Raw genomic sequence first — 13,069 nt, forward strand, 5'->3', positions numbered from 1 at the left:
TTACCAGGCCATTCCGGGCCATCGTCCAACGACGGCCCGGTGACGCTCAGGTGACCCTTCAGGCGGCCATACGGCGCAAGTTCAAACGGCCGTACGACCTTAGAACGGCAGCTTGGCGTCGGGCTTGACGGCCAGAATCGCGCGGCGGAAGTCGTCCTGAATGCGCTGGATGGCGGCGTCGCTGTCGGCTTCGAAACGCAGCACCACGACCGGCGTGGTGTTCGACGAACGCGCCAGACCGAAACCGTCCGGATACTCGACGCGCACGCCGTCGATCTTGACGATATCTTGCGCGCCGTCGAACTTGGCGGTCTCGCGCAGCTTGTCGATCAGCGCGAAGTTCTCGCCCTCGGCCAGCGGAATTTGCAACTCCGGCGTCGAAATCGAGTTCGGCAGCGCGTTGAGCACAGCACTCGGATCGGCCGACTTCGAGAGGATTTCGAGCAGACGCGCACCGGTGTACAGACCGTCGTCGAACCCGTACCAGCGGTCCTTGAAGAACACGTGGCCGCTCATTTCGCCAGCGAGCGCTGCGCCGGTTTCCTTCAGCTTGGCCTTGACCAGCGAGTGCCCCGTCTTCCACATCAGCGGCTCGCCGCCGTGCTTGCGCACCCAGCTCGCGAGATTACGCGTGCACTTCACGTCGTAAATGATCTTCTCACCCGGATTGCGGCTCAGCACTTCCGCGGCGAAGAGCATCAGTTGACGGTCCGGATAAATGATCTGACCGTCCTTGGTCACCACGCCGAGACGGTCGCCGTCGCCGTCGAACGCCAGACCGATTTCGGCATCGGTCGTTTGCAACGTGTGGATCAGGTCCTGAAGGTTTTCGGGATGCGCCGGGTCCGGATGGTGGTTCGGGAACGTGCCGTCGACGTCGCAGAACAGTTCGATGACATCGCAGCCGAGCGCCTGGAACAGCGCCGGGGCGTACGCGCCCGCCACACCGTTGCCGCAGTCCACGGCGATCTTCATCGGACGCGCCAGATGCACATCGTTGACGATGCGCGCACGATACGACTCGCCGATCTCGTCGGCAGTGTAGGTGCCCTGACCCGTTTCGAAGTCCTGCGCCTCGATCAGCTTGGCGAGGCCCTGAATCGCATCGCCGTAGATCGCGCGTCCGCGCAGCACCATCTTGAAACCGTTGTAGTCGGGCGGGTTGTGGCTGCCCGTGACCATGATGCCGGAGTCGACGACACGGCCATGCAGCGTCACGTTCGTGGCGAAGTACACCATCGGGGTGACGACGACGCCGATATCGACCACATCGACGCCGGCGGCGCGCAGGCCGTCGGACAGTGCGCCGACGAGTTCGGGGCCAGACAGGCGGCCGTCACGGCCAACGACGACCGCATTGCCACCTTCGCGTCGCAGCGCCGTGCCGAAAGCGCGTCCGATCAGGTGCGCGACGTTGGCATCCAGCGTCTTGCCGACAATGCCGCGAATGTCGTAAGCCTTGAAAATCGCAGGCGAAACTTGCGTGGTTTGCGTCATGGGAAAGAGTCTCTCGGAAACGAGGGGGAGAAAGCTGAGCAGTCGGCGAACATCGCCGTCAAGCGTCAAAAAAGAGCTATCGGGGCCGCCAGCGTCACAAACGCAAATCCCGGCGGGAAGCCCGGCCGGGAGCGGCTGCATTACGCTAAAATTATACGGGACTTCGCCGCACTGCGGCATTTCCCCAAACCCTTGTCAGCCAGCGCCTACTTTCGCCTTACCGACCGTAGCCGCGCCGACCGACAAGCGCCGACAGTCCCAGTTTCGGTTCACCGCACCGGCCTCATAAGGCCGGTTTTGCTTATCTCGAGAACGAGTGAGACGCGCGAGCGCCCCATGCCCTACCGAACCTATCGGACCATCTTTCGCAACATCCTCTGGATGCTCACCGAGCGCGGCGCACAGATCGCCGGCGGCATTGCCGTCTCCGGCCTGCTCGCCCGCAGTCTCGGTGCGGCTCAGTTCGGCCTGTTTCAGTACGCGCAATCGCTCGTGTTTCTCGCTGCGTCGCTCACGCTGCTGTGCGGTAGCGAAGTCGTGGTGCCCCGACTGGTCGGCAAGCAGGAAGACGAACAGCGCACTGTCATCGCGCATGCGTTCGTGCTGCGGCTGGCGGCAGCGGCCGTCGCTTACACGATCCTCACGATCTACGTCGTTGGCTTTGCGGAGTCCGATCTGGTCGTCGTGGCGCTCTGGCTCGGTGTTGCGCTGTGGTTCCGTGAGCCGTCGGGCATTGTGATCGCCTGGCTGCAAGCCCGCACGTTCAACCGTCCCAGTGTGACGGCCAACCTTTGCGCGTTGTTCGTGAAGCTCGCACTGGTCGCAGTGCTGTTCATCACCCATGCGAGCGTGGCGGCTTTCGCTGTCGTCTACGCCGTCGAGGCGGTCTTGGCAGCCGCGCTGCTCGTACGCTACTACCTGCGGCATTCGCCGAAGACAGCGGTCGTCTGGAGCCGCAGTCTGCTGATCGACTTGCTGGCGAGCGGGTCGACCTTCTGGGGCGGGCTGATGCTGATGATGCTGTTCAAGCGCATCGACCAGCTCGTGCTCAAGCCGATCATTCCGCTCTCGGAACTGGGGGCTTACGCGGCCGCCATGCAGGTCACGGAGAACTTTGTGCTCGTCGCACCGATCATTGCGAACTCGCTCGCGCCCCAATTGATTTTTCAGACAATGGACAACCTGACGGCGCGACGTAATACGGTCCGCGCCGTCTGGCTCATGGTCGCCGCCGGTGCGAGTCTGGCCATTCCGATCGCCGTGCTCGCGCCGTGGATCGTGCATCTGATTTACGGCGCGGGGTTTGCAGAATCGGCGCAGATCCTGCGTGTCTCGGCGCTCATGGGGATTCTCGTGTTTGCAAACGCCGCCCTGAACCTCACGCTCGTGCGTCGCGGCGCAGGCCGCTGGGTGATCGCGAAATGGCTGTGCGCGGCCGTGGTGGCGTTCGCCGTCGTGCGAGGTCTGGCACCGCAGCTCGGCGCGTTGGCCGGGGCACTGGGTTATGGCGCGGGCTACGCTGCGGCGCTGGTGCTCGGCGTGTGGCTGCTTCGGCGGGATTGAGACGATGACGACTTCCGGCTCAAATGTCATGAGTCCTTTGCCCACCGCACGCACGATCTGCCTGTTCACTGGCACGCTCGCCGCTTTCGCCGGGGCCGAGCGCGCGAGCGCCACGCTGGCCAACGCGCTCGCCGCACGCGGGCATCGCGTCCACGTGCTGTCGCTGTGGGGCCATACGCCCGTCTTCCCGCTGGCACCCGGTGTCACGCATCACGCGCTGTTCGCCGCACGCCTGGCGTTCAAACGTCACTACCTGTCCATCGTGCGACAGGTGCGGCGTTATGTTCGCGAACATGGCATCGAGGTGATGATCGACGTCGATCCGATGCTCGCGCTCTTCACCGTGCCCGCAACGCTCGGCCTGCCACTGCGGCGCATCGCCTGGGAGCACAGCACGTATGCGAGCGACCTCGGCCGTCGCGCACGTCGATGGGCGCGTGCGCTGGCCGCGCGTCGCTACGACGCGGTCGTCGTGCTCACGGATGCAGACCGCAGCGCCTGGCAGACACATCATCCCGACGCGCGCGCGCACTTCGTCACGGTGGCCAATCCGCTCGGCATTTCGATGCCCGGCGCGCCGCCCGTGCACGGCGACGAGCGGTGCATTCTTGCCGTTGGCCGTCTCATCCCCGATAAGGGCTTCGATCGCCTGATCGATGCGTGGACACGCATCGCCGCCGACGCGCCGGGTTGGCAGGTGCAGATCGTCGGCGACGGCGAGTTGCGTGACGATCTGCTCGCGAAGGCACGCGACGCTGGCGTTGGCGACACCGTCCGGCTGCTGCCCGCCGTGTCCGACATCGCGCAGCACTATGCGCGCGCGTCGATCTACTGTCTGCCGTCGCGACGCGAGAGTTTCGGACTGGTGCTGCTCGAAGCCAAGGCGTATGCGCTGCCCGTCGTCGCCTTCGCGGCCGACGCCGGACCGCGCGCCTTGCTGCATGACGGCGTCGACAGCTTCGTCGTGAACGACGGCGATATTCCGGCATTGGCCGATGCGCTGCGTCGACTGATCGGCGATGCCGCGCTGCGCCGTCAGTTCGGGCTGGCCGGTTACGTGCACGCTCAAGACTTCCGTGCGGACGCCATCGCCGAGCGCTGGGAAGCGCTCTGGGCGGACGATGTGCCCAACGACCTCCCCGCTGCGGGGGCCACGCGATGAAGATCGTTTTGTTCGTGACGGGGCTGCAACTCGGCGGCGCGGAAACGCAAGTGGCCGATCTCGCGCGGGGGTTTCTCGCACGTGGCCACGATGTCACCCTCGTCTCGCTGACCGGCCCGTGCGCCATTGCGCTGCCGACGTCGCCGCAGTTCACGCTCGTCGAACTGAAGGCGGGCAAATCGCCGGGGTCGCTGATCGGGGCGCTGGCCCGGTTTGCGGCGTATCTGAGGACCTGGCGGCCGGATGTCGTGCACGCCCATATGGTCCACGCCAACCTGGTAGCACGTGTCGCCCGATGGTTTGCGCCCGTGCCTGTGCTGGTGACGAGCGCCCACAGCCGCAATGAAGGCGGCCGCGCGCGCATGCTCGCCTATCGGCTGACCGATCGATGGACGGATCTGACGACCAATGTAAGCGACGACGCTGTCGCCGCATTCGTCGCACAACGGGCCGTGCCCGCCGCGCGCATCGTCAGCATGCCCAATGGTATCGACACCGGGCGCTACCATCCTGACCCGCAAGCGCGCGCTGCCTGGCGCGATGCGTCCGACGTATTGCCGGATGCTGGCGCGCCCATCGTTTTCGCCGCCGGACGGATGGTCGAAGCGAAGGACTATCCGACGCTGATCGACGCCTTCGCGCACGTCGCGAACGCCATGCCGGAAGCGCGACTGTTCATCGCGGGCGAAGGCCCGTTGCGCGCGTCTGTGCAGGCGCAAGTGGACGCCTGCGGCCTCACGCACGCCGTGACGTTGCTCGGCCGTCGCAACGACATCGCGCAATGGATGCAAGCTGCCGACGTGTACGTCATGTCGTCCGCGTGGGAAGGGCTGCCGCTCGTGGTCGGTGAAGCAATGGCGAGCGGTCTGCCCGTCGTGTCGACGGACTGCGGCGGGGTCCGCGAACTGCTGGGCGATGCGCAACACGGCGACGCAAACAACACGCTCGTGCCCGTTGGCGATGCACAAGCCCTCGGTGACGCCCTGCTTCGCCAACTGCGCGCCAGTCCCGAAGCACGTCAGACCCTCGGCGCGGCTAATCGCGAACGCATCGTCACGCACTTCTCGCTCGACGCCATCGTGACGCGATGGCTCGACATTTATTCGCACCTGCGCGCCATGCGGCGCGCGGGCTACTGATCTCGTCATGGCAACGTCAATGGCATCTCCGGTCCTGCTCTGCTCCAACACCTTCTGGTCGATCTACAACTTCCGGCGTGGCCCCATCGCCGCGTTGCTCGCCGCAGGCCACCGGGTGCACGTCGCCGCGCCCGACGACGAATTTGCCGCACGGCTCGCCGAAATGGGTTGTGTCGTCCACTGTGTGCCGATGGCAGCCAAAGGTCAGAACCCGGTGCAGGACCTCGGGTTGATGTGGCGGCTCTATCGGCTGTACCGGAAGGTGCGGCCCGCCGTCGTCTTTCACTACACCATCAAGCCGAACATCTACGGTTCCATCGCCGCACATTTCGCGCGCATCCCTGCCGTGTCGATGACGACCGGTCTCGGCTATGTCTTCATTCGCGAATCGCTGACGACGCGACTCGCGCGTCAGCTCTACCGCGTGGCGTTCCGTCACACGCTCGAGAACTGGTTTCTCAACGTCGAGGACCATCGTGCCTTTGTGGATGGCGGACTCGTCGCGCTCGGCAAGACACGTCTGCTGCCGGGGGAAGGCGTCGACCTCGCGCACTTCGCCAAGGCCCCGTGGCCAGCATCCGACACTTCGCCCGATCAGCCCCCTTCGCCGATGCGGTTTCTGCTCATCGCGCGACTGCTGCGCGACAAAGGCGTGCTGGAGTACGTGGAAGCCGCGCGAACGCTGCGTGCGCAAATGCCACACGTCACATTCCAGATACTGGGTGCGGCAGATGTCGAGAACCCCACGGCCATCTCACGTGGCGAAGTCGAGGCATGGCAACGCGAAGGCATCGTCGAGTACCTCGGCACGACCAGCGACGTGCGACCGCTCATCGCTAACGCCCATTGTGTGGTGCTGCCGTCGTACCGCGAAGGCCTCTCGCGCACGTTGCTCGAAGCCAGTGCGATGGGTCGACCGCTCATCGCAAGCGACGTGCCGGGCTGCCGCGATGTGATCGACAACGGTGTCACCGGGCATCTCGTGCCTGCGCGCGACGCCGCTGCGTTGACTGCCTGTCTGCGCGCGGTGGCCGGGACATCCTCGGCCGAGCTCGCGCAGATGGGCGACGCCGGGCGTGCTAAAGTAGCGCGCGAATTCGACGAACATGTCGTCATTGCAGAGTATTTTCGGATTCTCGGATCCCTTTCCGTATCATGCTGAGTCTTGCCATCGCCCTCGTCGTGTCGTTCGTCGCGACGCTGCTGATCGTCCGCTATGCGCACGTTCACGCCCGCTTCTCCGGCGATAGCGATGTCGCCGGGGTGCAGAAGTTTCACGTGCGCCCGGTGCCGCGCATCGGCGGTGTCGGCATTCTCGCCGGCCTGCTCGTCGCGGCCACCGCACTCGGCTTTTCCTACCCCAAGGTGTCGCGCGACATTCTGCTGCTCGTCGCCTGCGGCCTGCCTGCGTTTCTGTCCGGCTTCATCGAAGATCTGACCAAGAAGGTCTCGCCAACAGTGCGCCTCGTCTGCACGATGTTCGCTGCATTGCTCGCATGGCTCGTGCTCGACATTCACATCACCCGCATCGACATCGGCCCGGTCGACCGCGCCCTGATCGTGGCCGCCGTGTCAGTGCCGCTCACCGTGCTCTGCGTGGCGGGCATGGCTAATGCCGTGAACATCATCGACGGCTTCAACGGACTCGCCGCCATGGTCGCGATGATCATGTTCGCGTCGCTCGGCTATGTCGGCTTCCAGGTGCAGGACCCCATCGTGCTCACCACGTCGATGATCATGGTGGGCGCCATCCTGGGTTTCTTCATCTTCAACTTCCCCGGCGGACTGATTTTTCTCGGGGATGGCGGTGCCTATTTCCTTGGCTTCATGCTGGCCGAGATCGCCGTGCTGCTGGTCATGCGCAACCCGCAGGTCTCGCCCTGGTATCCCGCGCTGATGGTGATCTACCCGGCGTTCGAGGTGTGCTTCTCGATCTATCGCAAGCGCTTCGTTCGCGGCATGTCGCCCGGCATTCCCGACGGTGTCCACCTGCATATGCTGGTCTACAAACGACTGATGCGCTGGGCCGCCGGGGCGCGCACTGCGAGTGCGCTCACGCAGCGCAATTCGTTGACCTCTCCGTACCTTTGGCTGCTATGCTTGCTGGCAGTGATCCCGGCGACGGTCTTCTGGCGGCATAGCGTGGTGCTCGCACTATGCTGCGTCGCCTTCATGGTGACGTATGTGTGGCTGTACCTGAGCATCGTTCGCTTCAAAGTGCCGCGCTGGCTGATCTACAAGAAATGAATGACCACGGGGGCGACGCGCCTGATAAGGCGCGCGGCCGCGGCACACGGAATCCCCCGATCGGGACAACAAGACAAGACAGCGCCACCATTGCGATGCGTGACATCTATGCCATCGGCGACCTCCAGGGTTGCCAAACGTCGTTTGAACAACTGCTCGAGCGCCTCCCCCAGGACGCAGATCTCTGGCTTGCCGGTGATCTGATCAATCGTGGCCCGCGCTCGCTCGATACACTGCGCCAGGTCATCGCATTAGGTGAGCGCGTCACCGCCGTGCTCGGTAATCACGATCTGCATTTGCTGGCTGTGGCCGCAGGCGTGCGTCAGGCGCATGGCAGCGACACCCTCGACGACATTCTCAACGCGCCCGACCGCGACGCGCTCATCGACTGGGTGCGCCGTCAACCGCTGGCCCATCTCGCCCGCGGGCATTTGATGGTGCACGCCGGTGTGCTGCCGCAGTGGGATGCCGAGCAGGTCGTCTCGCTCGCGCGCGATGTCGAGACACAACTGCGCGGCGACGACTGGAAGACATTCCTCTCGCGCATGTTCGGCAATCAGCCCGATCAGTGGCAGCCTGACCTGAGCGACGAAGACCGCCGCCGTCTCACGATCAACGCGCTCACGCGTATGCGCTTTTGCTCGGCCGACGGACGGATCGACTTCAAGATCAAGGAAGGTGCCGACGCCTCGACCGAGACGCTCAAGCCGTGGTTCGATGCCCCGGGCCGCCGCACGGCAGGCGTCACGATGATCTTCGGGCACTGGTCGGCGCTCGGGCTGGTGATGCGCGACAACATCCTCGGTCTGGACACAGGCTGCGTCTGGGGCGGCAAGCTCACGGCGGTGAAACTCGCCGACTCACCCGCCGGACGGGAGCTGATTCAGATCGACTGCCCGCAGATTCGCGACCCGCTTGCCTTCGCCGACAAGAAACGCGGCAAGATGAAAACGGCCGACAAGGCCGAGGACGCACTGAAGGCCGCGAAAGCCGAAAAGCTGGATAAGTTCGGCAAGGTCGAAAAGGCCGCGCGCAAGCTGGAGAAAGCCGCAAAGGCAGATAAGGCCGACAAAGCTGAAAAAGCTGACAAAGGCGACAAAGGGTCGAAGCGCAAAGCCCAGTGATCGACGCCGCGAACGTTCGATACGCCCCCGCCCCCTCAAACGAAAACGGCGCCCCATAGGCGCCGTTTCTTATTTCGTTCTTCCGGGTCAGGCCTGAACCGCCTGCACGGCATCGCTTTCGTCGTCACCCAGTCCCGACGCACGCGAACCGACCGAGCCACTCTCCGGCAACACGGCTTCGGGCAGGAAGCCCTGCAATGCGGCACCGACGGCCTGCTGCGCGCCCAATGTGAACTCGCGACGATGCTCGCCGTCCTTCGGATATTGCGGTGCGCCGATCGACAGACGCACCGTCATCGGCGGCGCGCGCAAAATCATGTCGATGGATTCGATCAGGCTCGTCTCGCCGATATAGGCCGGGGCCATCGTGTGGCGTCCGCTTGCCGCGTCCGTATAGAACAGGCACATCGGCTGGACCGGCTTGCCCGTCGTGACCGGCGCCTGCAACAAATTCGCATGAAACGGCAGCAGACTGCGGCCGTCCGTCGTCGTGCCCTCAGGAAAGACGGTAATGACGTCGCCGTCACGCAGGCAATCGGCCAGGTAATGCATGATGCGGCGCGCATCGGCACGCCGCTCGCGTTGCAGGAAGATCGTACGCGTCTGCACGCACAACCAGCCGACCAGCGGCCAGTGGCGAATCTCCGCCTTGGCGACGAAACGCACCGGTTGCCACGCATTCAGCGCAAAGATGTCGATCCAAGAAACGTGATTGCACAACAGCATCACGCCCCCTTCCGGCACCGGCGCATGCTGCTCCACCTCCAGACGCATGCCGCACAGTTTCAGCAGCTTCTGCGACCACGCGCGGATGCGACGATCTTTCTGCGGCTGCGACAGAAATGGAAACAACGTCGCTGCAGTCAACATGCCGCGCGCGAGATGCAGGCCAAGACGAAGTTTTTTGATCAACAGCACGGCAATCGCATCCTAGACGCAAGGGGCTTCGTACGCCACGCGGCCACCGACCAGCGTGAGCCGTACCTGGCCCGGTAGTTCGTATCCCAGAAACGGGGTGTTATGACCGGCGCTGCGCAACTGCGGCGCAGACACGGTCCAGTAAGTCGACGGCGCGAACACGCAGACATCCGCCGCGTGGCCCGGCGACAAACGACCAGCTCCCGGTGCCACCGCCGTCAATCGCTGGCCGGGACCGTGCGTCACTCGGGCGAGCGCGTCGACGAGTGGCACCCGCGACTCCTCGGCCCACTTCAACACCAGCGACAGGAGCAGTTCGAGGCCCGTTGCCCCTGGCTCGGCTTCGGCGAAGGGGACGAGACGAGCGTCGGGCGCAAGCGGCGTATGGTCCGAGCAAACGGCGTCAATCGTACCGTCTCGCGCGGCTTCACGCACGGCTTCGCGATCGCGTTGCGAGCGCAGCGGCGGATCGAGCCGGTATTGCGCATCAAAGTACCCGATGTCCATGTCCGTGAGATGGAGATGGTGCGCGGCGACATCGCACGTGATCGGCAATCCTTCGGCTTTCGCCGCACGCACGAGCGCGAGACCTGCCGCCGACGACAGACGGCACAGGTGCACGCGCGTGCCCGTCACGCGAACGAGTTCGAGAATGGTATGCAACGCGATGGTCTCGGCCGCGACCGGAATGCCTACCAACCCGAGACGCGACGCCACCGCGCCGCTTGCGGCCACGCCGCCCGCCGCGAGTGCGGCATCCTGCGGCCGCAGCCAGACCGTCAGCCCGAATGTGCCAGCGTATTGCAGCGCGCGCAGCAGCGTGCGGTTGTCGGCCATTGCGGCGTTCGCCTGCGACAGACCGATGCATCCGGCTTGCGTCAGTTGCGCCATTTCGGTGAGTTCGCGGCCTGCGAGACCGACCGTCAACGCACCCAACGGATGAACCTGCGCGAGATACGTTGCGCGGGCGCGCAGTTGCAGCATCTCCACAAGGTCCGGCTCGTCGAGTACGGGATCGGTGTCGGGCGGGCACACCACGCGCGTCACGCCACCGGCGAGGGCCGCCGTCGCTTCGCTTGCCGCCGTCATGCGCCGTGCGGACAGATCGACGAGGCCCGGCACGACGACCAGTCCTTTCGCGTCGACGGTGCGCTCGGCCGTGAAGTCGGCTGGCGATGCATCGAGCGTCAGCAGTTCGCCGTCGGCGATAAAGACGTCCTGTACGCGGTCGAGACGCGTTGCAGGATCGATTACGCGCCCACCCTTCAGATGCAGTTTCATGGCGCGCTTACCCGTTGTTTCCGTTGTTCTGGGCGACGATACTCATCACCGCCATCCGCACGGCAATGCCGAAGGAGACTTGTTCGAGGATGACCGACTGCGGGCCGTCCGCCACCGCCGAGTCGATCTCCACGCCCCGGTTCATCGGGCCGGGATGCATCACGATGGCATCGGGCTTCGCGAGCGCCAGGCGCGCCGGCGTCAGTCCGTAATACTTGAAGTACTCGGACGCCGAGGGCAACAACGCGCCGTTCATTCGTTCGTTCTGCAATCGCAGCATGATGATGACGTCGACGTCTCGCAACCCTTCGTCCATGTCGTGAAACACGCGCACCCCGAGTTGCTCAAGGCCTGTCGGCAGCAGCGTGCGCGGGCCGATGGCGCGCACTTCGGGCACACCGAGCGTCGTCAGTGCATGGATGTCGGAGCGGGCGACGCGCGAATGCAGAATGTCGCCCACGATCGCCACCGTCAGATTCTGGAATTCGCCCTTGTGATGGCGAATCGTGTACATGTCGAGCAAGCCCTGCGTCGGGTGCGCATGGCGCCCGTCACCTGCGTTGATCACGTGGACGTGCGGCGCGCAATGCTCAGCGATCAGATACGGCGCGCCCGATTGCGCGTGACGCACGACGAACAGATCCGCATGCATCGCCGACAGGTTGCCAATGGTATCGAGCAGCGTCTCGCCCTTGCTCGTCGACGATGCATTGATATTCAGATTCAGCACATCTGCGGACAGGCGCGCTGCTGCGATTTCGAACGTCGTACGCGTACGCGTCGAGTTCTCGAAGAACAGATTGAAAACGGATTTGCCGCTCAGCAGCGGCACCTTTTTGACGTCGGCATCGTTCACGCTCACGAACTGCGTAGCCGTGTCGAGAATGTGCATGAGCACGGCACGCGGCAACCCCTCGACCGTCAGCAGATGCTTCAATTCGCCATTGCGGGTGAGTTGGGGATGGCCGCGACGGCCGAGAATGCCGTTAGCCATGGGCGCACTCCGTGGCGAGGCTGTGGATGGCCAGCGCTGCCGCAGTGGCCTGCGTCGCGTGAGACGTGGGAATGTCAGGCAGGCACATGCTCGTCGAAGTACTGCTGGAGGATGATGCGGGCGGCTTCGGCGTCGAGCGACGTCTTTTGCGAGACCTTGACGCCCGCCTCGGCCAGCGCCGCCGCAGCGGCCACCGACGAATAGCGCTCGTCGACCCAGACCACAGGCACGTCGAACCGCCCGTTGAGTTGATTGCCGAAGCGCTTGGCCTGCTGGGTCATCTCGTGCGGCGTGCCGTCCGGATGGCACGGCAGGCCTACGACGATGAGCTCGGGTTGCCACTCGGCGATGAGTTTGCCCATTTCGGCGAAGCGAACGTCGCGATTCAGATTGGCGACGACCGTGAGAGCGCGCGCCTCGCGCAGCATCAGATTGCCGATCGCAACCCCGATACGGCGCTCGCCGTAATCGAAACCAAGCACCGTGGAACTGCCCGCCGTCTTGCCAGCGGTCATGCGTGACCCGCGTCGGCGGACAGCATCGACGACGTGACGCCAAGCAGCGCCAGCGCAGCGTCGAAACGCTCAGCCGGCGGCACATCGAACACGATGCCCGGATCGGCCGCCACCGTCAGCCAGCCGTTACGGCTGATTTCATCTTCCAGTTGCCCTGCACTCCAGCCCGAATGGCCCAGCGTGAGCAGGAAGCGGTTCGGTCCCTGGCCATTGGCGACGGCTTCGAGCACGTCCTTGGACGTGGTCATCTCCAGACCGCCCGGCACCGACAGCGACGAACTGTATGGCGTGCCCGTGGCGTCGTGCAGCACAAAGCCGCGCTCGGTCTGCACCGGGCCGCCGAAGAAGACCGGTTGATGCGCAAGGGGATCGATTTCCAGCTTGAGATCGAGCCGCTCGAACAGCGACGCGAGATCGATGTCGGTCGGACGGTTGATCACCAACCCGATCGCGCCCTTTTCACTGTGCTCGCACAGATAGACGACGGTGCCGGAAAAAGTAGGATCAGCCATGCCCGGCATGGCGATGAGGAACTGATTGGTAAGGTTGATACGGTCGTTCGGCATAGGGCCAAAATTTATCGGAACCTGTTTGACGGACTGCCGCCCGGTTTCGCGCCCCGCAGCGCT

General features: G+C 64.5%; 11 protein-coding genes and 1 pseudogene. 6 read left to right on the top strand and 6 right to left on the bottom strand.

Going from position 1 to position 13,069, the window contains the following annotated elements:
• Positions 1-99: 99 nt before the first annotated feature.
• Positions 100-1,497: a phosphomannomutase/phosphoglucomutase gene (locus tag NA29_RS21605; RefSeq protein ID WP_039393055.1), complete on the bottom strand. Its 1,398-nt coding sequence runs from the start codon at positions 1,495-1,497 to the stop codon at positions 100-102.
• A gap of 336 nt (positions 1,498-1,833) precedes the next feature.
• Here NA29_RS21605 and NA29_RS21610 point away from each other — a divergent pair, with 336 nt between their 5' ends.
• From NA29_RS21610 to NA29_RS21635, 6 genes are all read left to right on the top strand, one after another.
• Entirely contained in the window at positions 1,834-3,060 is a 1,227-nt protein-coding gene (locus NA29_RS21610; RefSeq protein ID WP_039393057.1) for an oligosaccharide flippase family protein, read from the top strand.
• A 28-nt stretch (positions 3,061-3,088) separates the two neighbouring features.
• Positions 3,089-4,222 carry a glycosyltransferase family 4 protein gene (locus NA29_RS21615; RefSeq protein ID WP_072633354.1) on the top strand — a complete coding sequence of 378 codons (1,134 nt, stop codon included), beginning with the start codon at positions 3,089-3,091 and terminating at the stop codon, positions 4,220-4,222.
• Positions 4,219-5,361, top strand: coding sequence for a glycosyltransferase (locus tag NA29_RS21620; protein ID WP_039393059.1), 1,143 nt, complete (start codon positions 4,219-4,221; stop codon positions 5,359-5,361). The genes NA29_RS21615 and NA29_RS21620 overlap by 4 nt, the downstream gene beginning before the upstream one ends.
• A gap of 7 nt (positions 5,362-5,368) precedes the next feature.
• Positions 5,369-6,523, top strand: a complete 1,155-nt coding sequence (locus NA29_RS21625) for a glycosyltransferase family 4 protein (protein WP_039393060.1) — start codon at positions 5,369-5,371, stop codon at positions 6,521-6,523.
• Complete coding sequence (locus tag NA29_RS21630) at positions 6,517-7,608, top strand: MraY family glycosyltransferase (RefSeq protein WP_039393061.1); 1,092 nt, start codon at positions 6,517-6,519, stop codon at positions 7,606-7,608. Before NA29_RS21625 ends, NA29_RS21630 begins: the two co-directional genes overlap by 7 nt.
• A gap of 95 nt (positions 7,609-7,703) precedes the next feature.
• A complete protein-coding gene (locus NA29_RS21635) occupies positions 7,704-8,732 on the top strand; it encodes a symmetrical bis(5'-nucleosyl)-tetraphosphatase (RefSeq protein WP_039393062.1) in 1,029 nt (342 codons plus the stop codon).
• 87 nt (positions 8,733-8,819) lie between these two features.
• Here the strand turns inward: NA29_RS21635 and NA29_RS21640 are convergent, their stop codons facing one another.
• The 5 genes and pseudogenes from NA29_RS21640 to NA29_RS21660 all read right to left on the bottom strand — a co-directional run bounded on the left by NA29_RS21640 (position 8,820) and on the right by NA29_RS21660 (position 13,006).
• Complete coding sequence (locus tag NA29_RS21640; RefSeq protein WP_039393064.1) at positions 8,820-9,650, bottom strand: lysophospholipid acyltransferase family protein; 831 nt, start codon at positions 9,648-9,650, stop codon at positions 8,820-8,822.
• A gap of 12 nt (positions 9,651-9,662) precedes the next feature.
• Positions 9,663-10,931: a dihydroorotase gene (locus tag NA29_RS21645; RefSeq protein ID WP_039393065.1), complete on the bottom strand. Its 1,269-nt coding sequence runs from the start codon at positions 10,929-10,931 to the stop codon at positions 9,663-9,665.
• A 7-nt stretch (positions 10,932-10,938) separates the two neighbouring features.
• Positions 10,939-11,901, bottom strand: a pseudogene (locus NA29_RS21650) (aspartate carbamoyltransferase catalytic subunit); the annotation flags it as partial.
• A gap of 98 nt (positions 11,902-11,999) precedes the next feature.
• Positions 12,000-12,440, bottom strand: a complete 441-nt coding sequence (gene ruvX / locus NA29_RS21655; protein ID WP_039393067.1) for a Holliday junction resolvase RuvX — start codon at positions 12,438-12,440, stop codon at positions 12,000-12,002.
• Positions 12,437-13,006, bottom strand: a complete 570-nt coding sequence (locus tag NA29_RS21660; protein ID WP_039393068.1) for a YqgE/AlgH family protein — start codon at positions 13,004-13,006, stop codon at positions 12,437-12,439. Before NA29_RS21660 ends, ruvX begins: the two co-directional genes overlap by 4 nt.
• Between the last annotated feature and the right edge of the window lie 63 nt (positions 13,007-13,069).

The sequence above is a fragment of the Pandoraea sputorum genome (assembly GCF_000814845.2).
GTDB lineage: Bacteria > Pseudomonadota > Gammaproteobacteria > Burkholderiales > Burkholderiaceae > Pandoraea > Pandoraea sputorum.